The sequence below is a fragment of the Streptomyces sp. 147326 genome, from assembly GCF_045000215.1.
Lineage (GTDB): Bacteria > Actinomycetota > Actinomycetes > Streptomycetales > Streptomycetaceae > Streptomyces.
Map to the genome: position 1 here is coordinate 1713280 of NZ_CP134201.1, position 23105 is coordinate 1736384.

Sequence of the window (23105 nt, forward strand, 5' to 3'; positions counted from 1 at the left end):
TTTCAGCGTACTTCCGGCAGGGTCTTGACTACGGATGAATAGGGAGGAAACTCATCAATACACCGGATAACCGGATAGAGCCGCACCTCCCTCTGGAGACGTCCTCAGGCCCGCGTGACCCTTGTCCAGGCTCTGGCCAGGCCCCCGGCAGCATCTGTCGACCAGGGGAGCCATCGGCGACGGCGGATGGCTCATGGAATCGACGGAACTGCCGGGGACTGTCGTGTGCGCGCCCGTCCCGCGCCCGACCGCGCCCGCCCATCCTCCGAGCCTCTTCCGCGCTCGCCCTCCGCACGTTCTCCGCACGTTCTCCGCGCGTTCTCCGCGCGCCTTCCGCGCCTCCTCCCCGCGTCCGGTGCGCGTCGCGCACATTCCACCGGCCAGGTCGCTTCACGCCAACTCTCCCTTTTTTCGGGAGAGTTGCGTTTGACCTGACCTATGTTCTCTGGGGCATGTCCCGTCGCCCCAGGAGGTCAGATTGCAGTCCAGGCGCTCCCTCGCCTTTCCACGCCTGTTACGCCGTTCCCACTTGCTCATAGCCTTCGGCCTCGGCTCACTGCTGATCGGCCTGACCCCGTGGCTCGGGGTCTCCAGCACGGCGGCCGGCCGGGCCCCGGCCCCCCGGCCCACACCCGTCCCGCAGGACCAGCAGACGGCGAAGCAGTCACCGCACCACGGCATAGCGCCGGCGAACGCGATGGAACCCACGGCTCCCGTCCTCGACCGGACCGGCTGGACGGCCACCGCGAGCGACGAGGAGACCGCCGGCGAGAACGGCCGCGCGGCCAACGTGCTCGACGGCAACACCAACACCCTCTGGCACAGCAAGTGGAGCGGCACCGCCACTCCCCTGCCGCACACCCTCACCATCGACATGCGACAGACCTCGGTCGTCTCCGCACTCGTCTACCACCCGCGCGCGGACGGGCCCAACGGGCGCATCGGTGAGTACGGCATCAGTCTCAGCACGGACGGGCAGAGCTGGGGAACCCCCGTCGCCACGGGCACCCTCGCCGACGACGCCGGCACCAAGACGCTGGGCTTCGCCCCGCAGGGAGCCCGGTTCGTGCGCCTCACGGCGCTGACCGAGGCCGGCGGCCGCGGGCCCTGGAGCTCCGCCGCCGAGATCGAGGTACTGGGCGACCCCGGCACCCCGGCGGCCACCGTCGACCTGTCCCGGACCGGCTGGACGGCCACCGCGAGCGACGAGGAGACCGCCGGCGAGAACGGCCGCGCGGCCAACGTGCTCGACGGCAACACCAGCACCCTCTGGCACAGCAAGTGGAGCGGCACCGCCACCCCGCCGCCGCACACCCTCACCATCGACATGCACCGCACCTCGGTCGTCTCCGCACTCGTCTACCACCCGCGCGCGGACGGGCCCAACGGGCGGGCGGGCGCGTACAGCGTCCAGACCAGCACCGACGGCTTCACCTTCGCCGCGCCGGTGGCCTCGGGCACCTGGCGGGACGACGACACCGTCAAGACCGCCACCTTCACCCGGGCCGAGCACGCCCGCTACGTACGTCTGACCGTGACGAGCGAGGCCGGCGCCCGCGGCCCGTGGACCTCGGCCGCCGAGATCCGTCTGAGCGGGCCGGCCAGCCCGGCCGTCCACGGCTCCTGGGGCCGGATCACCGGCTTCCCGCTGGTGCCCGTGGCCACCGCCGCCCTGCCCGGCGACAAGCTGCTGGCCTGGTCGGCGTACGCGGTCGACCGCTTCGGCGGCAGCAGCGGCTACACCCAGACCGCGATCCTGGACCTGAAGACCGGGAAGGTCACCCAGCGCCGCATCGACAACACCGGCCACGACATGTTCTGTCCGGGCATCGCCATGCTGGCCGACGGCCGGGTGCTGGTCACCGGGGGCAGCAACGCGGAGAAGGCGAGCGTCTACGACCCGGCCACCGACGACTGGTCCGCCACCACCAGCATGAACATCGCCCGCGGCTACCAGGCCATGACGCTGCTCTCCACCGGCGAGGCCTTCGTCCTGGGCGGTTCCTGGAGCGGGGCGGCGGGCGACAAGGCGGGTGAGGCCTGGTCGCCGGACACCCGTACCTGGCGCAAGCTCCCGGGCGTCTCCGCCGTCCCGGCGCTGACGGCCGACCCGGCCGGGCCCTACCGGGCCGACAACCACATGTGGCTGTACGCCACTTCGGGCGGCAAGGTGCTGCAGCTGGGTCCGAGCAAGCAGATGAACTGGATCTCGACCACGGGCCAGGGCAGCATCACCGCCGCCGGCACCCGGGCCGACAGCCAGGACGCCATGACCGGCAACGCCGTCTCCTACGACATCGGCAAGCTGCTCACCCTGGGCGGCTCCCCCGCCTACCAGGACAGCCCGGCCACCCGGCGCGCCTACACGGTGAGCGTCTCCGGCAGCCAGGCGCAGGCCGCCCGCACCGGGGACATGGAGCACGCCCGCGCCTTCAGCAACAGCGTCGTCCTGCCCGACGGCAAGGTGGCCGTCTTCGGCGGGCAGGCCTATCCGGTGCCGTTCAGCGACGCGACCTCGGTGCTGACGCCCGAGCTGTGGGACCCGGCGACCGGATCCTTCACCCCGCTCGCCTCGATGGCCGTGCCGCGCAACTACCACAGCGTGGCCAACCTGCTGCCGGACGGGCGGATCTTCTCCGGGGGCGGGGGCCTGTGCGGCGACTGCGCCACCAACCACGCCGACGGGGCGGTGTTCACACCGCCGTACCTGCTGAACGCGGACGGCACGCCGAAGCCGCGTCCCGTCATCTCCGGTGGCGTGCCGTCCAGGACGGCGCCCGGCACCTCGCTCACGGTGAGCACCGAGGGGCCGGTGGCCTCGTTCGTCCTGATGCGGGCCGCCGCCGCGACCCACTCCACCGACAACGACCAGCGCCGGGTCCCCCTGGTGTCCACGGCCGCCGGAACCAACTCCTACACGGTGTCCGTTCCCGCCGACACCGGTGTGGTCCTGCCGGGCAACTACATGCTCTTCGCCCTCGACGCCCAGGGGGTCCCGAGCACCGCCAGGTTCCTCGCCGTCTCCTGACCCCGGGTGATCCCGGGCGATCCCGAGCGGTGTCCGGCCGTCGTTTCCGGCCGGGCACCGCTCCTCCCCGGCTACGCCGTCTGCACGGCCCGGAGCGTGTCGGCCGTGCCGAGGACCCCCGCGATGCCCCGGGCGAGGCAGGGGATGCGGTGCGCCGGGATGCCCGCGATGTTGATCCGCCCGGAGGTCGTGCCGTAGACCGCGTACTGCCTGCGCAGCTGGAGCATCTGCGGCGCGGTGAGCGGGAGCATCGAGAACATCCCCTTCTGCCGGGCGAGGGAGCGCGCCTGCTCGGCGCAGCCCAGGGCGCTCAGGTGGGCGGTCAGATCGGCCCGGTTGGCCATGATCCGGCTGCGCATGACGTCCAGTTCCGCGCGCCAGGCGGCCCTCAGCCCCTGGTCCTCCAGGATCGTGGTGACGACCGCCGCACCGTGTTCGGGCGGCATCGAGTACAGCGTCCGGGCGGCGTTCTGCAGGGCCGTCTCGGCGTGCCGCACGGCCTGGGCCGAGGCCCCGAGCACGATGGCGCAGCCGACGCGGTCGCTGTAGAGGCCGAAGTTCTTCGAGCAGCTGACGGCGATCAGCATCTCCGGTACGCGCGCCGCCAGCATCCGCGTGGCCAGCAGGTCGGACTCCAGGCCGTCGCCGAGCCCGTGGTAGGCGAGGTCCACGAAGGGCACCCAGCCGCCGCGGACGGCCGACTCGGCCAGCGCCTCCCAGTCGTCCAGCAGCGGGTCCACGCCCGTGGGGTTGTGGCAGCACCCCTGGAGCAGCACCACGTCGTCCCGCCGGGCCTCCCGCAGCTCCCGCAGGACGCCGGCCGCGTCGAAGCCGCCCTCGGCGTCGCGCCAGCCGTACGTACGGACCTTCAGCCCGGCGGCCTCCAGGATGGGCCGGTGGTTGACGTACGCCGGATCGCTGATCCACACCGTGGTGCCCGGGCGGGTCCGGCAGACCAGATCGGCCAGCAGCCGCAGCGCGCCGGAACCGGCGACGGTCTGGACGGCAGCAGCCCGGTCGGCCGGCCCGTCCGGACCCAGCACCAGGTCGAGCAGGGAGCGGTTGAAGGCGGCGTTCCCGGAGAGCCCGCGGTACTCCTTGGACTCGGAGCGCTCCGCCAGGCGCATCTCGGCCTCGCGTACGGCGGCCATGACCGGCGTGGTTCCCGTCTGGTCCCGGTAGACCCCGAGGACGAGGTTCAGCCGTTCGGGCCGCTCGTCGCTGCCGAACTCGTAGGTCAGGTCCCACAGCGGATCGGTGGGCGGCGGGGGGAGGAGCTCAAGCATCTGCGGGAACCTCGGGTCGGGGGCGGCGGTTGGCGAGGACGACGCCGGCGGTGATCAGGGGGACGCCGACGAGCACGGCGAGGGTCGGCGTCTCGCCGAGCAGGGGAACGGCGAGCAGGACGACGGCGACGGGGCTGAGGCTGCCGACGACGGAGCTGCGCTCGGCGCCGAGCCTGCGGATGGCGAAGGCGTAGAGCAGGCCGGCGCACAGCCCGACGCCGAGCCCCTGCACCACGAGGAACAGCGCGATGTCGCTGCCCGCCGCGTGCGCGATGCCCGTCGGGAGCACACCGGTCAGGACCAGGATCGCGATCACGGCGAAGGAGGGCAGGCACAGCAGTCCGATCGATCCGACGGGATCGAGGTCCACCTCGCGCAGGCCCACCGTGTAGAGGGCCCACAGTCCGCTGGCGACCAGGAGGATGCCGGAGCCGGCGAGCACGTCGGTGTCCACCGGGACGACGTAGCGCCAGACGAGGGCGGCGACGCCGGCCGCGATCAGCGCGAGCCCGGCCGTCTGCGTCCCGCGGGGCACCCCGTGCCCGCGGCGGATCATGATCGCGGAGACGAAGAGCGGAACCATGCCGGGGACGATCGAGCCGACGAAGGCGGCGGAGGTCAGGGCGCCCCCGTGCATCGCCGCGAGGAAGAAGGGCACCCCCGCACCGCAGATGATCTTGGCTGCGGCGCCGGGCCGTACCGCGGCGATGCGGCGGCGGCGCCGCCACAGGGCGGGGAAGAGCACGACGAGGGGAACGCCGAAGCGCAGCAGCGCCGCGTCGGCCGGCAGCAGGGAGGAGGCGCTCAGGGCGCGGGCGCTGAGCGCGAAGGCCGCCCAGATCGCCACGGTCACCAGCAGCGCGAGCAGGCCCTCGGCCTGCGGGGAGAGCCGGGGGAAGAGCCGCGGGAGCCTCGGGGAGAGCCCGCGCCGGCCGGGGTGTCCGGCCCGCGGGCCCGCCGCGTCGGGAGGCACGGTCGCCCGGGTGGTGTGCGTCGCGACCAAGGAAATTGCTCCAGCCTCTGGGACTCGGACCGGTCCGGTCCGTTCCGTTCCAGGGCAACGCTAGGGCTTCGGGCGGGGCAGCCGATTGCCAGTTCTGTCTCTCGGACATACGTTTGGGGCAGAATCTGCCAAGGAGGGGCCGTGGACGCAGTCGATCTGCAGATCATCCGGGAATTGCAGGCCGACGGGCGCCTGTCCAACCAGGACCTCGCCGACCGCGTACGGCTCTCCCCGTCGCCCTGCCTGCGCCGGGTCCGGCGGCTGGAGGAGGCGGGCCTGATCCGCGGCTACACGGCCATGGTCGACCAGGTGGCCTTCGGGCTCCCGGTCACCGTCTTCGTGCGGATCCGCCTGGAACGCCACACGGCGGAGGCGGTGCGGCTCTTCGAGGAGCACGTCGCCGTCATCGAGCACATCCAGGACTGCTACCTGATGGCGGGCAGCAGCGACTACCTGCTCCGCGTCGTCATCGAGGACCTGGAGGCCTACGAGGCCCTGGTGCGCCACCGCATCCACGCCATCCCCGGAATCGCCTCGATCGAGTCGAGCTTCGCGTACGGCAGCGTCAAACAGTCCAGGACCTACCCCCGGCCCACCCCGGGCGCGTCCAAGAGGTCGCCGTGACGGATGCGTTCCCTGCCGTCCGGGCCACGGAAGGCAAAAGCAAAGGCAAGGAGAGCCCTCTCCTTGCCTCTTTTAACGTATAGCGCCTTGGGGGGCTTGCCGCAAGACCCGGGTCACCGCGCAGAATCGTCGGCCGAGGCCACAATCCGCGGAGGTATCGCGATGATCGACCAGTACGTGCGGGACCTTCCAGAGGTTGACGAGACGCAGGTCGCGATCGTCGGCGGCAAGGGCGCGCACCTGGGCGGGCTGTCGCGGATCGAAGGCGTCCGCGTGCCGGCCGGCTTTTGCGTGACGACGGACGCCTTCCGGCGGATCATGGCGCAAGTGCCGTCGATCGACGACCGGCTCGACCGGCTGTCGCGCGTGCACCCGGACGACCGGGAGTCGATCCGCTCGCTCAGCGCGGAGATCCGCCGGGCCATCGAGGGAATCGCCGTCCCGGGCGATCTCGCGACGGCGGTCACCCGCTCACTCGCCCGGCTCGGCGAGCCGGCCGCCTACGCCGTCCGGTCCAGCGCCACGGCGGAGGACCTGCCGACGGCCTCCTTCGCCGGCCAGCAGGACACGTACCTGAACGTCGTGGGGCCGGCCGCGGTCCTTCGGCACATCAGCCGGTGCTGGGCCTCGCTGTTCACCGAGCGGGCCGTGACCTACCGCCGGCGGGGCGGCATCGACCACCGCACGGTCCACATGGCCGTGGTCGTGCAGCGGATGGTCTTCCCGGATGCGGCCGGCGTCCTGTTCACGGCCGACCCCGTCACGGGCAACCGGAAGGTCGCCACCGTGGACGCCGGCTTCGGCCTCGGTGAGGCCCTGGTCTCCGGCCTGGTGAACCCGGACGTCTTCACGGTGCGACACGGCGAGGTCGTCGCCAGGTCGATCGCCGCCAAACAGCGGGCCGTTCACGCCCTGCCGGCCGGCGGTACGCAGGAAGTGGCGGTCGACGCGCGGCGGCAGGAGCAGCCGGCGCTGACGGATGCGCAGGTCGTGCGGCTCGTGCAGCTCGGGCGGCGGATCGAGGCGCACTTCGGCCGCCCGCAGGACATCGAATGGTGCCTGGCCGACGATGGCTTCCAGATCGTGCAGAGCCGGCCGATCACCACGCTGTTCCCCGTTCCCGAGGCCGGTGACCAGGAGAACCACGTCTACGTCTCCGTCGGCCATCAGCAGATGATGACCGACCCCATGAGGCCCCTGGGGTCCTCCATGTGGCAGCTGACGGCCATGGCGCCGATGCACGAGGCCGGGGGGAGGCTGTTCGTCGACGTCACCCGGCGGCTCGCCTCGCCCGCGGGCCGCGCCGGGCTCCTGGACCTCATGGGGAAGGGCGATCCGCTGGTCAGGGACGCGCTGGAGACCGTCCTCGACCGCGAGGATTTCGTCCCCTCGCTCCCGGACGCCGGTCCCGGCGGGCCGCCGGCCGGCGGTGCGCCCGCCGACGGTGCGCCCGCCGACGGTGCGCCCGCCCCGATCGAGACCGATCCGGCCATCGTGACCGGGCTGATCGAACGCAGCCAGGCGTCCGTCGCCGCCCTGGAGCGCGACATCCGGACGAAGACCGGACCGGCGCTGTTCGACTTCCTGCTGGAGGCCTTCGAGGAGCACAAGCGGGTCCTCGGTGATCCGCTGAACCTCCAGGCGATCATGGCGGCGATGGAGGCCACGTGGTGGCTCAACGACAAGCTGCGGGAATGGCTGGGCGAGAAGAACGCGGCTGACACGCTCACGCTGTCCGCCCCGGACAACATCACGTCGGAGATGGGACTGGCGCTGCTCGACGTCGCGGACGTGATCCGCCCGCATCCGGAGGTGGTGACGTTCCTTCAGGGCGTGGAGGGCGAGGACTTCCTGGACGGGCTGGCGAAGCTCGCGGGCGGGACCGAAGCGCGCGACGCCATCGAGGCGTACCTCGACCGGTACGGCATGCGCTGCGTCGGCGAGATCGACATCACGAGGCCGCGCTGGCGCGAGCGCCCCACCACGCTCGTGCCCGCCATCCTCGACAACGTCAGGAACTTCGAGCCGGGCGCCGCCGGGCGGCGCTTCGAGCAAGGGCGGCAGAAGGCGCGGAAGAAGGAACAGGACGTGCTGTCACGCTTGCGGGCCCTGCCGGACGGGGACCGGAAGGCCGACGAGGCCAAGCGGATGATCGACCGGGTCAGGACCTTCATCGGGTACCGGGAGTACCCGAAGTACGGCATCGTCAGCCGCTCCTTCGTCTACAAGCAGGCCCTGCTGGAGGAGGCCGAACGCCTCGTGCGGGCCGGCGTCCTTCCCGAGCAGGAGGACGTCTTCTACCTCACGTTCCAGGAACTCCACGAGGTCGTGCGCTCGCACCAGGTGGACGGCCGGCTCATCCGGCAGCGCAAGGACGCGTTCCGCTCGTACCACGCGCTCACCCCGCCCCGGGTGCTCACCTCGGACGGTGAGGCCGTCACCGGGGCGTACCGGCGCGACGACGTGCCGGCCGGTGCCCTGGTCGGCCTGGCGGTCTCCGCCGGGACCGTCGAGGGAAGGGCCCGCGTCATCCTCGACATGGCGGAGGCCGATCTCGAAGCGGGCGACATCCTGGTCACGACCTTCACGGACCCCAGCTGGTCGCCGCTGTTCGTGGGAATCGCGGGCCTGGTGACGGAGGTGGGCGGGCTGATGACCCATGGCGCGGTGATCGCCCGGGAGTACGGATTGCCGGCCGTCGTGGGCGTGGAGCGGGCCACCCGGCGGATCCGGGACGGGCAGCGGATCCGCGTGCACGGAACCGGCGGGTACGTCGAGATCCTGCCTTGAGCGACCGCACCGCCCCCGCAAGGGATCCGGCGGTGCGGCTACCCGGCGCTCGCCAGCGCCGACTCGAAGGCGGCGAAGGCGGCCGCGTCGAAGAGGACGAAGCGGACCTCCCGCACCTCGGTCCGCACCGACCGCACCGTCTCCACCGCGATCCGTGCCCCGTCGTCCATGGGCCAGCCGTAGATGCCGGTGGAGATGGCCGGGAAGGCGACCGTACGGGCCCCCAGTTCGTCGGCGATCCTCAGCGATTCGCGGTAGCAGGAGGCCAGCAGCTCCGACCGGTCCTCCTCGCGCGACCAGACCGGTCCCACCGTGTGGATGACGTGCCCGGCGGCGAGCCTGCCGGCGGTGGTGGCGACGGCCCGGCCCGTCGGCAGTCCCTTGCCGTAGTGCGAGCGCCGCAGGTCCTCGCAGGCCGCGAGGATCTCCGGCCCGCCCCGGCGGTGGATGGCGCCGTCCACCCCGCCGCCGCCGAGGAGCGAGGAGTTGGCCGCGTTGACGATCGCGTCGGCCTTCTCGGCGGTGATGTCGCCGAGGACCAGGGTGATGCGGACCATCGGGAGTCCTTTCGCGAGCGGCGCCCCCGCCCGGCCGTCACGGCGGCCGGGGGCGCGCGTCCGTCTAGCCGTGCCTTTTGCGATGCCTGAACGCCGCGGTGAAAAGGCAGCCGAGGGCCGCCGTTCCGAGTCCCGCGGTGAGCATCCATTCACCCCGTGCCGCGAACATCGCGGCGAACACCGCCATGATCGCCGCGACGCACAGGTCGACGAAGAAGAGCACTCTTTCTCTGTCGCCCGTGTTGTTGCCGAGAGCCACTGCTTCCTCCTGCCATGAAATACGGGTGCGGGGCCGGCGTCAGGCGTCCCGGCGCAGGTGGCGCCAGACCGCCTTGGCGGCGTTGTGGCCGGACATGCCGTGCACCCCGGGGCCCGGCGGGGTCGCCGACGAGCAGAGGAAGACGGCCGGGTGGGCCGTGGTGTACGGGGAGAGGGAGATCTTCGGGCGCAGCAGCAGCTGGAGCCCCGAGGCGGCTCCGCAGGCGATGTCCCCGCCGACGTAGTTGGGGTTGCGGGCGGCGAGCTGGGGCGGGCCGGCCGTGGCACGGGCCAGGACCAGGTCGCGGAAGCCGGGGGCGAAGCGCTCCAGCTGGCGCTCGACGGCTTCGGTGAGATCGCCGTCCCAGCGCGCCGGAACGTGCCCGTACGCCCAGAACACGTGCTTGCCCTCGGGTGCCCGGCCGGGGTCGGCCAGGCTGGGCTGCGCGGTGATGAGGAAGGGGCTGCGGGGAGCCCGGCCGCCCGAGGCCAGCTGCAGGGCGGCGTCGATGTCGCGGGTGCGCGGGCCGATCTGGACGGTGCCGGCGCGGCGCGGCTCCTCGGCGGTCCACGGGACCGGGCCGTCCAGCGCGTAGTCGATCTTGAAGACGGAGGCGCCGTACCGGTAGCCGTCGTAGGCGCGCCCCAGCCGGGCGATCCGGGCCAGCGCGGTCGGCGAGGTGTCGAAGACGTACGCCCGGGCCGGCGGGAGGTCGTCGAGCCGCTTGACCTCGAAGCCGGTGTGGATCTTCCCGCCGAGGTCGCGCAGGTAGGCGGCGAGCGCGTCGGAGACGGACTGCGAGCCGCCGCGCGCCATCGGCCAGCCGTTCGCGTGCGCGGCCAGTGCGAAGACCAGGCCGACGGCGCCGGTGCCGATCCCGCTGAGCGGCGCGATGACGTGGGCCACCAGCCCGGCGAAGAGGGCCCGGGCCCGCTCGTCGCGGAAGCGGCGCAGGAGCCAGGTGGAGGGCGGCAGCCCGGCGAGCCCGAAGCGGGCGAGGGTGACGGGGTCCCTGGGCAGCGCGGTGTTCGGCAGGGACATGAAGTCCCGGGCGAGGGTGTCCCACTTGCCGAGGAACGGCCCGACGAGACGCCGGTAGGCGCCCGCGTCCCGCGGCCCGAAGGACGCGGCCGTCTCCGCGACCGAGCGGGAGAGGACGGCGGCCGTGCCGTCGTCGAAGGGGTGCGCCATCGGCAGCGGGGCGTGCAGCCACTCCAGCCCGTACCGCTTCAGCGGCATCGTGGCGAAGACCGGGGAGCCGGCGCCGAGCGGGTGTACCGCCGAGCACGGGTCGTGCCGGAAGCCGGGGAGGGTGAGCTCCTCGGTCCGGGATCCGCCGCCCACCGTGCCGGCGGCTTCGAAGACGGCCACCGAGAAGCCGCGCCGGGCCAGTTCGACGGCGGCGGTCAGCCCGTTGGGCCCCGCCCCCACCACGACCACATCGAGAATCGACGGCACTTGCGACTCCTTCGTTTCCGGCGGCGCCTGCGCCTCCAGGATATTGCGCCCCGCACCCGGGCCGGACACCCCTAGGACGGGGCCTGGACTCCTCGGAGGAGCTCCCTGATGCGTACGGCGGTGGCCTCGTCCCGCCCGACGGCGAACGGCAGCGCGTTGTCCCGGTCCACCCGGAAGGGGACACCCTCGACCGTGCTCTGCGCCCCGCCGGCCTCGGCGACCAGCAGCAGCCCGGCCGCGTGGTCCCAGGCCGAGGGCCAGGTGAAGGCCAGGGCGTCCATCTCGCCGCGGGCCACCTTCAGGTACTCCAGGCCCGCCGAACCGCACGGCCTGGCCGCCACCCCGGGCACGTCCAGCCGGGCCAGCGTCCGCTTGTTCTCGTCGGAGGTGTAAAGCGGGTGGGCGATGGCGACCCGCAGCGCGGCTCCGGCCTCCGGCGAACCGCTGTGGATCCGCTCACCGTTGACGTACGCGCCCTGCCCGCGCACGGCGGTCGCCAGCTCCTCCAGCGCCGGGGCGAAGGTCCAGGAGGCGAGGATCTCCCCGCGCAGGGCCAGTGCCACCAGGGTGCAGAAGGCCGGGTCGCCGTTCACGAACTGGCGGGTGCCGTCCACCGGGTCGACGATCCACACCGGGGCGTCCGCGCGCAGCGCCTCGTACACCGTGGGATCGGCGTGCACGGCCTCCTCGCCGACCACGGCCGAGCCGGGCAGCAGGCGGGTCAGGGAGGCCGTGAGGTGCTCCTCGGCCTTGCGGTCGGCGACGGTCACCAGGTCGTGGGGGCCGCTCTTCTCGACGACCTCGTGCTCGGCGAGCTGCCTGAATCTCGGCATGATCTCGATCGCCGCCGCCTTGCGGACGGCCTCTTCCACATCCGGCAGGCCATGGGTCAGGAACTCATCGATCATGTGCCCATCACATCACGCCCGCACGGCAAACCCCACCGACAATCCCCGTCGGACCGCTGGATTCCGGGTGTACCGCGGGTGAACCGGGTCGGCGCGGTCGGCGCCGCCCCCTGCCGGGGGGCGGCGCTCCGCAGACCCGTCCGGGGGGAAGTCAGCCGACGGGAGAGGGGCTGCGGGGGTCGGCCGGCCGGGGGACGAAGACCGGGGAGTCCGACTGGTAGAAGAGGTCGATGTCGGCCTCCTCGCCGCCGACGATCAGGGTGTCCCAGGCACCGCTCTCCCGCAGGGTGCGCAGGGTGGCCGGGGCGATCGAGGCGAGGTGGGAGCGGAGTTCCCCGTCGCCGGGCAGGCCGGGCATGCGGGGCGCCAGCCGTTCGCGGATCCCCGCCATACGGTCCAGCAGCGCCTCCAGGTCGCTCCCGTCCGCGGCACCGGCAGCACCGGCAGCCGCACCTGTACCGGCACCGGCACCGGCACCGGGACCGGCCTCCGTGCTGCGCCCGATGATGTCCTTGATGGCGCGGGTGACACCCTGTTCGTCGGTGGTCACCATGGCGTTCCAGGCCCGGCTCTTGTGCCGGTACTGGAGCATGGACATCGCCGCCTCGTGCCGGATGAAGTCGGCGTCCCGCAGCGGCTTGCCCCGCCAGGCGCGGCTGAGCGAGCGGGCCAGCGAAGTGGCCGAGGCGAGGCCGCTGTTGAGGCCGCGGCCCGGCCAGAAGTGGATGGCGTTGGCCGCGTCGCCCAGCAGGAAGCCGTAAGTGCCGGGGGTGGTCGTGGTCGGGCGGTGCAGCTGTGCGGTGAACCGCGGGCGCTGCACCATGTCCAGCCGGAACGAGGTGATCGCGGACAGGTCCTCCTCGGCCACCCCGAACAGGCTGAGGCCCTGCCGGATCTCCTTCCACAGCGGGGAACCGCGCAGCAGGGCGGGCAGGAAGAGGGTGCCGTGGGTGGGGCAGCGGAACTCGTTGTCCTCCTCCTGCCGGCTCATCAGGCAGGGGCGGGCGGCGATGCACTCCTCGAAGACGTGGCGGACCGGGTCGATGCCGATGACGTTCCTGACCTCCTCCCGGGTGAGCCGCATGTTCAGGAAGCCCTCGCCGCGCAGCGAGTTGAGCAGGAAGCGGTTCTGCGACACGGTGAGCAGCACGCTCATCGGATCCGGCAGCTTCGACTTGACGCGCAGCCCCAGCACGACGTCCTGGAGGTGCTCGCCGTCGAGGGAGTAGATCGAGGCGTCGGCCGCGCCGAAGCGGTCGGCGTAGTGCTCCCGCGTGCGGGAGCGGCCGCCCTCGGCGACCACCAGCACGTGATCCTGGGTGATCCGGTTCTGCTCCTCCGCCACGTCGAAACGCCTGGGAACCAGGCGGATCGAGGGCTTCCGGCTGGCCAGGTCCAGCAGCCGGTCCTCGATGTGGGCGATCCGGATGTTGCGGGGCGGGCGGCCGTCGACCGAGTCCGGGCCGACGGGCCACATCTCGGAGTAGGCGCCGTCGTCGTCGAAGAGGGCGGCGAGCACCTCCTCGGGCAGGGCGAGGTACTGCCGGCTCTGGACGGTCACCACCTGCTGGCGGCGGAAGTTCCCCTGGGTCTCGTCCTTCCAGACGACCGAGGAGCCCTTCCTGGTCCAGCGCCCGTCGTAGAGGGTGATGGCGGTCCGCCCGGGCAGCATCTCGTCGAGCGCCAGGGCGAAGGCGAGGCCCACCGGGCCGCCGCCGGTGATGGTGACCCTCAGCGTGCCGGGGTCCGCGGCACTCGGCCGGGGCACGTCCAGGAGGGAGAGGTCCATGACCGTCTCCATGGCGTCCTGGGCCTCGTAGAGGAACGTTTCATCGCCGATCCGGATGCAGTCGTTCGGACGCAGCACATGCCGCGTGACGCGCTGGTCGTTGACGAAGGTGCCGTTCCGGCTGTCCCGGTCGTAGAGGACGAAACCGGCGTCCTCGTCAAGGACCTCGGCGTGCAGCCGGGAGGCACTGGGACTGACGATCACGACGCCGTTGTCGCTCTTGCGCCCGAAGCTGAGGGGCTCGCCGCCCAGGACCACGCTCTGCCCGGTAAAGGGACCCGTGCGCCCAACGATGACCGAAGGCACTCCACACTCCTTGAAAAAGACGCCCGCTGACTCCTCGTACGACAGCAACACGCCGTCGCGAACGTGTTCGGTTCAACCATTTTCGAAAAATTCCGGTCACTCCGTTGAACCGGGGGTCCGGGGCCGTACGTGATGTTGGCGTCGGCAGGCGATCAGAGGGAGAACCGCCCCCATGCACAACGAGGAATCCGAGACCGTGACGGACGGCACGCTCGCGGCCACCACCGCAGGCACGGCCACGACCGCGGCCACCACCGCGGCCACCGCCACCGCCGCCGCCGCCGGCGCAGGCACGGCCACGACCCCCGCCGCCCCGGGCGCACCGGACGGGGAACGGCTGATCGCCGGCCGCTACCGGCTGCTGTCCCGGCTCGGCGAGGGCGGTATGGGCACCGTGTGGCGGGCCCGCGACGAGACCCTGCACCGCGAGGTCGCCGTCAAGGAGGTCCGGGCACCTGCCCACCTGCGGGCCGGCGACATCGCGCGGATGTACAGCAGGCTGGAGCGGGAGGCGTGGGCGGCGGCCCGGATACCCGACCGCAACGTGGTGACGGTCCACGACGTGGTCATGGAGGACGACCGGCCCTGGATCGTCATGGAGCTGGTCCGCGGGCGGTCGCTGGCCGACCTGCTGCGCGCCGAGGGACCGCTCACCCCGCGCCACGCCGCGCACATCGGCGCGGAGGTGCTGAGCGCGCTGCGCGCCGCGCACGCCGCCGGGGTGGAGCACCGCGACGTGAAACCGGCGAACGTGCTGCTCGCCGACGACGGGCGGGTGGTCCTCAGCGACTTCGGTATCGCCATGGTCGAGGGCAGCACCGCCCTGACCCTGACCGGCGAGGTGGTCGGCTCCCCCGAGTACCTGCCGCCGGAGCGGGCGCTGGGCCGCCCCTCGGGCCCCGAGTCGGACCTGTGGTCCCTCGGCGTGATGCTGTACGCGGCCGTGGAGGGGATCTCCCCGTTCCGGCAGGACAGCGCCCTGAGCACCCTGCGGGCCGTCGTGGACGGGGAACCGCCGGTGCCGACCCGGGCCGGCCCGCTCGCCCCGGTCATCGCCGGGCTGCTCCGCAAGGAGCCGGCCGAGCGGACCCCCGCCGCCGAAGCCGCCGGGGCCCTGCGGGACGTCGCCCACGAACCGGAGGCCACCACCACCGCCGCCCGCGTCCTGCCGGCTCCCGCGGAGCCCGGAACGGCCGCGACCACGGCCCCCGTCTCCACGGCGGCGGCGATCCCGACGGCGGCGACGCCCGCCCCGCTCGCGCACGCGTCGCCCGAGCACGCGTCGTCCGCCCACGCGTCGCCCCAAGCCCCGCCCCGCAAGCGCCGTACGGTGGCCTTCGTCGCCGCCGGCGCGGCCGTCTGCGTACTGGTCGCCGCCGGGCTGGTGCACGCCCTCGACGGCAACGACGAGGACGCCGCCCCCGCTTCGGGCGTACGGATGTCGGTGGCGGGCGCGAACACCACCTACACCGGCAGATGTCCGACCCCCGAGAGCCGGGCTCCGGCGTTCACCGCGACCTTCACCGCATCCGAGCCGACCCTGATCTCCTACCGCTGGGTGTCCGGCGACGGCTCGGTGGTCGATCCGCACTGGCGCACCCTGGCCATCGGGGACAAGGCCAACCCCACCGGGCACGACACCGTACGGCTGACGACCTACGCCAAGGCCGGCACCCTGACCACGGGGATGGCCGTGGAACTCCAGAGCCCCACCCGCACCACCTCCAACCCGGTCCCCTTCTCCATCACCTGCACCGGCTGATCCCGGCCGGTCGGCGTCGGCCGCGTGGTTGCCGACCATTGCGCCGAACCAGCGGCACCGGTCACCCCGCCGGGGCCCGCGTGGTGAGACGGCCCCGGGCGGCAAGGCTGGTGAGGCGGCGCTGTTCGCGGGTCGCCCAGCGCCGTACGCGGTCGGGGTCGAGTGGGGTGCCGTGGCCCACGTGCAGCCGTCTGGGGTTCAGGGCGAGCATCTCGCGCAAGCTGACGAGGTTGCCGAGCGGGTCGTCGTGGAAGGGCGGGTTGGCCGGCTTCCCCGGTATGAGGCCCATGAAGGAGTTGGCCACCAGGTCCCCCGCGACGAGGTCACCCGTGTCGGTGATGACGGAGACCGAACCGGCGGTGTGTCCGGGCGTGGGCATGATGCGTCCCGCGATGCCGAAGTCGTCGAGGCTCGTCTCGCCGCGGACGAGGACGTCCGGTTCGAGGGATTCGGCCTGGACGTGGAGGTTCTTGTTGCGGTTCATGAGGCGGCCCATGGGGCCGGTGGGCAGGTACGGCTGGCGGACCCGGCCGGTGCGGAAGGGTTCGAGGTCGGCGATGTGACCGGCGACGGGAGCTCCGGTCAGCCGGTGCAGTTCGGCCGCGGAGCCGAAGTGGTCGATGTGGCCGTGCGTGATGACGATCAGCGCGATGTCCGCGGGGTCCACGCCGTGTGCGGCGACCTGATCGTAGATCTTGCGGGCGCTGCCGGGCGTGCCGGCGTCGACGATGACGGGGCGCCGGCCCAGCAGCAAGTACGCGTTGACCGCGTGCCTGCCCAGGACCGGAATCGGGATGACCTTCGTGTGAGACATGCTCTTCTCCCTCGTGTGGTGGAGCGTGTTTCGGGCATGCCGGTGTCCACCGCGAGCCGCGGAGGCCGGGCGGGACCTTGTGTGCCGGGGCGAGGTGCGGCTCGTACCGGCCTACCGGAAGCGGCGCCGGTACTCGGCGGGAGTGGTTCTCAGCTGGCGCTGGAACGAACGGTGCAGGGTTTTCACCGAGCCGAGACCACTGGACGCGGCGACTTCCGGCAGGCTCAGGTCCGATTCCTCCAGGAGCCTGCGGGCGGCCTCGAGCCGGGCAGCCTCGACGTAGGAGGCGGGAGTGCTGCCCGTACGCCTGCCGAACTGCCGCGAGAAGTGCCGCGCGCTCAGATTCATCCGGGTGGCGAGCGCTTCGGTCGAGAGGTCTTCGCGGGGGTGCTCGGCGATCCACCGGCACAGTGCTTCGACCGGGTCGTCGGGGGGCGCCTGCACGGAAAGCGGTACGCTGAACTGGCTCTGCCCACCTGAGCGTTTCACGTACATGACCATCACGCGGGCGGCGGCGAGCGCGGTGGCCTGGCCGTGGTCCTCGGCCACCATCGCCAGGGCCATGTCCATCCCGGAGGTGACTCCCGCGCAGGTCCACACCCGCCCTGACCGGATGAATATGGGATCGGGTTCGACGCTGATCTCCGGGTGGTCGGCGGCCAGTTTCGCGGCGGTGAGCCAGTGGGTCGTGGCCCGCGAGCCCGTCAGGAGCCCCGCATCGGCCAGCAGATGGGCGCCGGCGCAGATCGAGCCGATCCTTCGGGCCCGCGGCTCTCCCCGCCGCAGCCAGGCGCTGACCGTCTCGTCGATGACCGCCTCGACGTTCTCTCCGTCCTGGGTGATCGCACCGGCCACCAGCAGGGTGTCGATCGTGCCGTCCACCTCTTCCAGGGTGAGGTCGGACACCAGCCGCACACCGCTGGAGGTGAGCAACTCGCCTCCAGCGGCCGTCGCGATCTGCACCCGGTAACCGACGCCCTCTGGTCCCGCGACGCGGGTCGCCACGGAGAACACCTCGGCGGGCCCCGTGATGTCGAGCAATTCGACGCCGGGGAACGCAACGATGACGACTCTTCGCGGTGCGGGCATGCACCGAATCATTCGCCCTTCGGCGCATGTCCGCAATGACGAGGTTGTCTCAGATCCGGACAGCCGGCCCGCTGCCGGGCCGCAGCGGGCAGGGTTCCCGACTCAGCTCAGAGAGCGACCGCGTGGGGGCTGCGCTCCTGGTCCGTACCGGGCACCGGGGCCGAGGGATCCGTTCCCAGCTCGACGATCCGGTTGTCCGCGTCGACATGGACGATGCGAGGCTCGAACACCCGCGCCTCGGCGTCTGCGAGCTGCGCGTAACTGATGAGGATGACCAGGTCCCCGGGGTGCACCAGATGCGCGGCGGCGCCGTTGATCCCGATGACGCCGGATCCGCGCTCGCCCTCGATGACATAGGTCTCCAGGCGGGCCCCGTTGGCGATGTCCACGATGTGGACGAGCTCCCCCGGCAGCAGATCGGCGGCGTCCAGCAGATCGGCATCGACGGTCACGGACCCGACGTAATGCAGATCGGCCTGGGTGACCGTGGCCCGGTGGATCTTGGACTTGAACATGGTACGAAGCATGGAAACTCCAAGAATGTCTGCTCACTGCCTGCTCGATGCAGGTCCAGGGCGGTCTCTCCGGTCTGGACCGCGCCGCATGTTCGGTCAGCCGCCCCGAAGCCCTTCAGGACTCGTTCCGGCCGACGCCGACGGCCTCCAGCCGGTGCAGCACCAGGTCCAGGTCCCGCTCGCCCCACACCCGCGTGCCCGTCCACACTTCACAGAGGGAGCGATACATCTCGCCCACCACCTGCACCACCTCAGGCGGCAGGGGCTTCGGAGCCGGCCAGGTGGACCGAGGACGCCCTTCCTCCACCCATTCCTCGACCTGTGTCTGCAGGCCGTCAGCCGCGTAGTGATCCCGCAGCACCTGCTTGTCCGCGTGCGCGCCGTCCAGCAGCAGACGGGCCTCGTCAGGTGAGCCGACGTGGTCGACGAGTACCAGCCGTCCCTGGCCGTCCCGCCCGAACTCCGCCTTCCCGTCCGCGAGCACGAGCCCGACACTGCGCGCGTGATCGGTGACGATCTCGTCGATGAGCCGTGTGCGCTCTTCGAGTTCGGCCTGCTGTTCCGCGTTCAGGCCGCTGATCCCCGCCGCCTCGTCCCGGTCGACGAACCGGTCGATCTCCTCGAGCTTGGTGGTGTACTCGATGACCGGCCGGGCCAGCACCGTGCCGGGCTCCGGTGGTTCGGTGAGACCGATGTCGGTCGCCGACAGACGGCCCAGACGCAGGCGGCGAAGTACCGAGGACCCTTCGGGAAGAACGTTGCGGAAGACGACTTGGAGGGGGAGGAGATGGTTGACGTCCATCGGTCCGAGCGTCCGCCGCTGCGGATCCACGACTCTCAACAGGTCGAAGTCCATGCGGTTGGGAGCGTGAAATCCACGGAAGTGGGTGGGGACCCCTTCGCGGGCCAGCAGGCCGAAGTTGAACGCGGCGATGCGGCAGCAGGCCTCACCTTTGCCGGGAATCGGGTCGGGCATCTTACCGTGGTGAAACACCGAATACTCATCGGTGAACTCGAAGCAGCCCAGGCCGGTTCGGTCGGAGGTCGGTTCCTCCAGGACGACCAGGTTCTTCGTCGAGAACTTCTTCGGCACCCCTTGCTCCTCACGCTCGTTGATCGTCTTTCAAGCGATGACGGTCCGGCCGTCCTCGAGTACCGGGACCCAGTCGATGTCGGCGGGCACGTTGCGGGCGCCACTGAACCAGAAGTCCTGCACGATGCCCGCCGAACGGAGTTCCGAGAGCCAGGAGACGGCGGCCTGCGGCCGCCGGGTGAACGCGTAGCACAACGGACCCTCGGAGCTCATGGCAATGGCGTCGACCTCTTCTCCCCGCCGCGCCTCCTCCAGCAGGAACTTCACCTGCGACGACTGCATGTCGATCTGCTTCTGCTTGAAATGGCTTTCGTAGGTGAGGAAGTTGACGGCGCGACAGAAGGCGGTGTAGTCGGCTTCCAGGACCGAAGTGGCCAGGTTCATCAGGACCGCGTGAGCCGTGCGCCGGGCCTCCTCGGCCGGAATCGGCAGCGTCCGGGCGAAGAACTCGCGTTCAGCCTCACCGTGCATCTGGTTGCCGTGCGGGATGACGACGAGGACCGGCCATGCCGGAAACGGGGCCGAGACCAGCACGGGTGGCCTCTTCCCGCCGCCGGCGAAGCGGCTGGGGACGAGATAGCGACGCGGGTCGTCCGAAAAGTCGTCAGGGTTGAGGTGCCCGCCGTCGACCAGGAATCCGCCGCGTTCTATCAAGTTGGCGCTGGCACCCGAGGTGCCGGCCCGGCCGGCGGCCCTGGCGATCTCGGCAGTGCCCACGGAAACGCCGGCGAACTGCGCGTACGCCCGGCCGACGGCCACAGCGGTCGTGGTGCCGGAACCGAATCCCGTATGGGGAGGCAGCCCCTTGCGTACGACCGCTTTGGCCGGCGGACCCTGCCATGCTTCGCGCAGGCGGTGCATCAAGGCGGTGACGGCTTCCAGGTGGGCGGAGCCGTTCTCGTCCGCCTCCACCTCGATCGTGTGGTGCGGCAGAACGAAGGCCTCCAGGCCGGGCGAGCGCAAGGCCATGGACGCCATGCCGTTGCGGCGACCGGTCTCTCCGTTCAGGTCGATCAGTGTGAAACTGACGCGGCACCCCGTTCGAATGCGAACGCCCCATTCCTGCGATATGGGTTCGGTCATTCTTCCCTCCCACCATCCGGTGAATTCAAGATGTTCGCGCCGGTTCCGCCCGGGGCGACCGCCGCTCCGTACCGCGCACCGTCACGAGGGCTGCAGCACCTCGGGTGTCAGCTGCGGCGGATTGCGGCCGAGGAGCGCAAGCACCGTCGTCATTTCCTCCATGAACAGCTCGAGCGTCCGCAGCAGGCCGGACGCGCCACCGGCCGCCAGGCCGTGGGCCGCAGCACGACCGATGAGCACCGCGTCGGCCCCCAGCGCGAGCGCCTTGACCACGTCGCTGCCGCGCCGCAGCCCGGAGTCGAGCAGCACCGGGACACTGCCTCCGATCGCCTCGACGACCTCGGGGAGCTGCCTCAAGGTGGCCGGCACACTGTGCAGCTGGCGGCCGCCGTGGTTGGACACGACCACCCCGGCCGCACCGAAGCGCACCGCAGCCCGGGCGTCCTCGGCAGTGAGCACCCCTTTCACCACGAACGGCAGCGACGACCGGGACAGCAGGCTCGACAGCGTCTCCCAGGTCCAGTCGAGCCACCGAGATCCCGAGCCCAGCACCGGAGCACGGCCGGGACCACCCGGCACAGCGAAGTTGGCGCCTGTCAGGCTCTGGTCGAAGGTGAAGTCACCGGCTCTGACCCGTTCGCGCCAGCCGATCACCGGCTGGTCCACCGTCACGAACAGAGCTTCGTAGCCGGCCTTCTCAGCCCGTTCGATCAGCCAGCGCATCACGTCGGGTTCGGTCGGTGGAAGCTGGAAGAAGCGGGCCGACTCCCCCGCCGACCGGACTTCCTCCATCGGAAAGGAGCACGAGGACGGCGCGACCGCGGCCAGCCCCGCCGCCTCGCAGGCGGCCGCGACCGCCTTGAATCCGTCCTGATGGAACAGGCCGTCCGGGGCGAACGGAGCCACCAGGAGCGGCGCAGCCATGCTTTTGCCGAACAGTTCGCTGCTCATGCCGACGCTCCGCATCCCGCTCAGGGCGCGGGGCCGGAAACGCCAGCGGTCGAAGGCTGCCGTGTTGTCGCGCAGCGTGTCCTCGGCGCCCGAGCCACCAGCGAGGAAGTCCCAGACCGGCGCCGGCATCCGCCGTCGAGCGGCCCGCTCCACCTGCTCGAGCGTGCGGAACGCCGCGCGGGCCCCGGCGATCGACTCGTCGGTCAACGGCTCAGCCAAGGGTGGCACGGTCCACGCCCTGCGCCCGTCGGCGGTACCGACCGTGCTGCCGACCGGGGCCGGCCGGCACGGCGTACCCGTGCGGTCTGACGAAGCAGCTGTTCAAGGTGAGGGGCATCCTCTCGTTGGCGGCATGACCGCACGGGCCGTGCCCTGGATCAGCGGCGGGCGGCCTTGCCGAGCAGCAGGGCGACGTCGTCGGCCGTGCTCACGGAGTGCAGCTGTCGTGGGTCCGGCGTTTCGTACTCGCCTTCGGAATAGGCGCCCGAGCCGTGCACCAGCACTTCGGCGTCCTCCGGAACCAGGCCCCGGTCGATGGCGGTCAACGCGCCCACCGTCGCCATCACCATCGCCCACTCCCGCAGCCGCCTCGGGTCGAGCGGCAACCTGGTCATGCCCCCGGCCGCCAACAGACGCCGGGCCTCCTGGTAGCGGGCCAGACACTCGGGCAGTGACACCACGAGGCCGTCGCCGCCGTGCCGGGTCATCAAGTCCCGGATCAGGGGTGTCGTGGCCGGCTGCCGAGTGTAGAACGTGGCCTCCACCTGTTCGGTCGGGGAGTAGCAGACGGCCGGGAAGTTCGGATGGCCCGCACCAACCTGCCGGTACAGCCCGGTCTGCGGCTCCGGAGCGTACTCGGGCACCTGGTAGGCGTCTGCGGCGGCCCGGTGACCGAGGATCAGGTCGGGCGTCGCCAGGTGCTGCACCAGCAGGTACCGGGTGTCTCCCCGACGCTGCGGGTTCTCCCGCAGCAGGGACCGGGCGCCGAGATCGTGCCCGAGGAATCCGTAGCCACTGGACACCGCGTGCGCGTGCCAGCGCGTGCGGTCACCCGGCGGCAGTGCCTCCTCCTCGAAGAACGCGCGCACCACATCCGCCAGCATGTAGTTCCTCGGATCGAGGGAGTACCAGATCCGGAAGCCCGTGTCCTGCAGGACCTCGTCGGCGACCTGGGTGACGGCCGCGGTGGTGATGTCCTTGACGTCCTCGCTCCTGGGCCCGTCGTACAGCGCGATGGGATTGGGTTCGGCAAGACCCGGATCGCCCGACAGGGGTGAGTCCCAGATCTTCTGCAGCGAGGAATCGGGGACCACCACGGCAACACGCAGGCTGTCGGGTGATGCGAGGCCTGCCTCGTAGGCGCGCAGCACCGCGTCGCGCAGGGCGACCGCTTTGTTGGCCGACGACGGAGTCACCAGCATGACCCGCTCGCCGGTCGTATCGATGTGCCGGAGTGCGCGGGCGACGATGGCCAGCGAACCGAACGTCTTGGTGGTGCGGGTCCGGGGGTTGCCGGTCAGGTCGAGGAAGAGGAGTTGCCGGCCCTTGTACTCCCCGAGCGAGGACGCCGCGAGCGTCGCCGGCGCGAAGAGGGAATCGAGGGCAGGGGTACGCTCCGGGAGCTCCCAGGCGGGCTGGAAGTGATCGACGGGCCAGCTCGACATCACCGCCAGGAGGTCCTCGACAGAGGCTGCTATTCGTCCATGGAAACGGGACAGGACGTTTTCGATGACGTCCAGTGGCATGACATGGCTCCTATTCGGCTGGTCGGCTCTCGATTCGGTGGTTGC

General features: G+C 71.5%; 18 protein-coding genes. 4 read left to right on the plus strand and 14 right to left on the minus strand.

The window, feature by feature from the left end; genetic code table 11:
- Nucleotides 1–529: 529 nt before the first annotated feature.
- Nucleotides 530–3028 carry a discoidin domain-containing protein gene (locus tag RIU97_RS07820; RefSeq protein WP_404954519.1) on the plus strand — a complete coding sequence of 833 codons (2499 nt, stop codon included), beginning with the start codon at nt 530–532 and terminating at the stop codon, nt 3026–3028.
- 71 nt (nt 3029–3099) lie between these two features.
- On the opposite strand, the gene RIU97_RS07825 is transcribed toward RIU97_RS07820, so the two are convergent.
- Nucleotides 3100–4314, minus strand: a complete 1215-nt coding sequence (locus RIU97_RS07825) for an aromatic amino acid transaminase (protein WP_404954521.1) — start codon at nt 4312–4314, stop codon at nt 3100–3102.
- Entirely contained in the window at nt 4307–5317 is a 1011-nt protein-coding gene (locus tag RIU97_RS07830) for a DMT family transporter (RefSeq protein WP_404954523.1), read from the minus strand. Before RIU97_RS07830 ends, RIU97_RS07825 begins: the two co-directional genes overlap by 8 nt.
- A 141-nt stretch (nt 5318–5458) precedes the next feature.
- Between RIU97_RS07830 and RIU97_RS07835 the strand changes: the two genes are divergently transcribed.
- Nucleotides 5459–5941, plus strand: a complete 483-nt coding sequence (locus RIU97_RS07835; RefSeq protein ID WP_404954525.1) for an Lrp/AsnC family transcriptional regulator — start codon at nt 5459–5461, stop codon at nt 5939–5941.
- Nucleotides 5942–6103: 162 nt separating this feature from the next.
- Entirely contained in the window at nt 6104–8731 is a 2628-nt protein-coding gene (gene rph, locus RIU97_RS07840; RefSeq protein ID WP_404954527.1) for a rifamycin-inactivating phosphotransferase, read from the plus strand.
- 38 nt (nt 8732–8769) lie between these two features.
- Here the strand turns inward: rph and RIU97_RS07845 are convergent, their stop codons facing one another.
- The 5 genes from RIU97_RS07845 to RIU97_RS07865 all read right to left on the minus strand — a co-directional run bounded on the left by RIU97_RS07845 (nt 8770) and on the right by RIU97_RS07865 (nt 14008).
- On the minus strand, nt 8770–9288 hold the full coding sequence (locus RIU97_RS07845) for an O-acetyl-ADP-ribose deacetylase (protein WP_404954531.1): 519 nt from the start codon (nt 9286–9288) through the stop codon (nt 8770–8772).
- Between the two features lie 64 nt (nt 9289–9352).
- The gene (locus RIU97_RS07850; RefSeq protein WP_404954533.1) at nt 9353–9547 is read right to left on the minus strand and encodes a hypothetical protein; all 195 of its coding nucleotides are present in this window, start codon (nt 9545–9547) and stop codon (nt 9353–9355) included.
- Between the two features lie 39 nt (nt 9548–9586).
- On the minus strand, nt 9587–11005 hold the full coding sequence (locus RIU97_RS07855) for a phytoene desaturase family protein (protein ID WP_404954535.1): 1419 nt from the start codon (nt 11003–11005) through the stop codon (nt 9587–9589).
- Between the two features lie 71 nt (nt 11006–11076).
- Nucleotides 11077–11913 carry an inositol monophosphatase family protein gene (locus tag RIU97_RS07860; protein ID WP_404954537.1) on the minus strand — a complete coding sequence of 279 codons (837 nt, stop codon included), beginning with the start codon at nt 11911–11913 and terminating at the stop codon, nt 11077–11079.
- A 151-nt stretch (nt 11914–12064) separates the two neighbouring features.
- Nucleotides 12065–14008 carry an FHA domain-containing protein gene (locus tag RIU97_RS07865; protein ID WP_404954539.1) on the minus strand — a complete coding sequence of 648 codons (1944 nt, stop codon included), beginning with the start codon at nt 14006–14008 and terminating at the stop codon, nt 12065–12067.
- A gap of 172 nt (nt 14009–14180) precedes the next feature.
- Here RIU97_RS07865 and RIU97_RS07870 point away from each other — a divergent pair, with 172 nt between their 5' ends.
- Nucleotides 14181–15770 carry a protein kinase domain-containing protein gene (locus tag RIU97_RS07870; protein ID WP_404954541.1) on the plus strand — a complete coding sequence of 530 codons (1590 nt, stop codon included), beginning with the start codon at nt 14181–14183 and terminating at the stop codon, nt 15768–15770.
- A gap of 61 nt (nt 15771–15831) precedes the next feature.
- Here the strand turns inward: RIU97_RS07870 and RIU97_RS07875 are convergent, their stop codons facing one another.
- The 7 genes from RIU97_RS07875 to RIU97_RS07905 all read right to left on the minus strand — a co-directional run bounded on the left by RIU97_RS07875 (nt 15832) and on the right by RIU97_RS07905 (nt 23060).
- Nucleotides 15832–16584 carry an MBL fold metallo-hydrolase gene (locus RIU97_RS07875; RefSeq protein WP_404954543.1) on the minus strand — a complete coding sequence of 251 codons (753 nt, stop codon included), beginning with the start codon at nt 16582–16584 and terminating at the stop codon, nt 15832–15834.
- Between the two features lie 111 nt (nt 16585–16695).
- Nucleotides 16696–17673, minus strand: a complete 978-nt coding sequence (locus tag RIU97_RS07880) for a GlxA family transcriptional regulator (RefSeq protein ID WP_404954545.1) — start codon at nt 17671–17673, stop codon at nt 16696–16698.
- A 107-nt stretch (nt 17674–17780) separates the two neighbouring features.
- On the minus strand, nt 17781–18200 hold the full coding sequence (gene panD / locus RIU97_RS07885) for an aspartate 1-decarboxylase (RefSeq protein ID WP_404954547.1): 420 nt from the start codon (nt 18198–18200) through the stop codon (nt 17781–17783).
- Nucleotides 18201–18303: 103 nt separating this feature from the next.
- Nucleotides 18304–19281 (minus strand): phosphoribosylaminoimidazolesuccinocarboxamide synthase, encoded by a 978-nt coding sequence (locus RIU97_RS07890; RefSeq protein ID WP_404954549.1) that lies wholly within the window; start codon nt 19279–19281, stop codon nt 18304–18306.
- Between the two features lie 30 nt (nt 19282–19311).
- Nucleotides 19312–20364: a beta-ribofuranosylaminobenzene 5'-phosphate synthase family protein gene (locus RIU97_RS07895; RefSeq protein ID WP_404954550.1), complete on the minus strand. Its 1053-nt coding sequence runs from the start codon at nt 20362–20364 to the stop codon at nt 19312–19314.
- Between the two features lie 81 nt (nt 20365–20445).
- Nucleotides 20446–21534, minus strand: coding sequence for an alpha-hydroxy acid oxidase (locus RIU97_RS07900; RefSeq protein WP_404954552.1), 1089 nt, complete (start codon nt 21532–21534; stop codon nt 20446–20448).
- 158 nt (nt 21535–21692) lie between these two features.
- A complete protein-coding gene (locus RIU97_RS07905) occupies nt 21693–23060 on the minus strand; it encodes a DUF6002 family protein (RefSeq protein WP_404954554.1) in 1368 nt (455 codons plus the stop codon).
- Nucleotides 23061–23105: the final 45 nt, after the last annotated feature.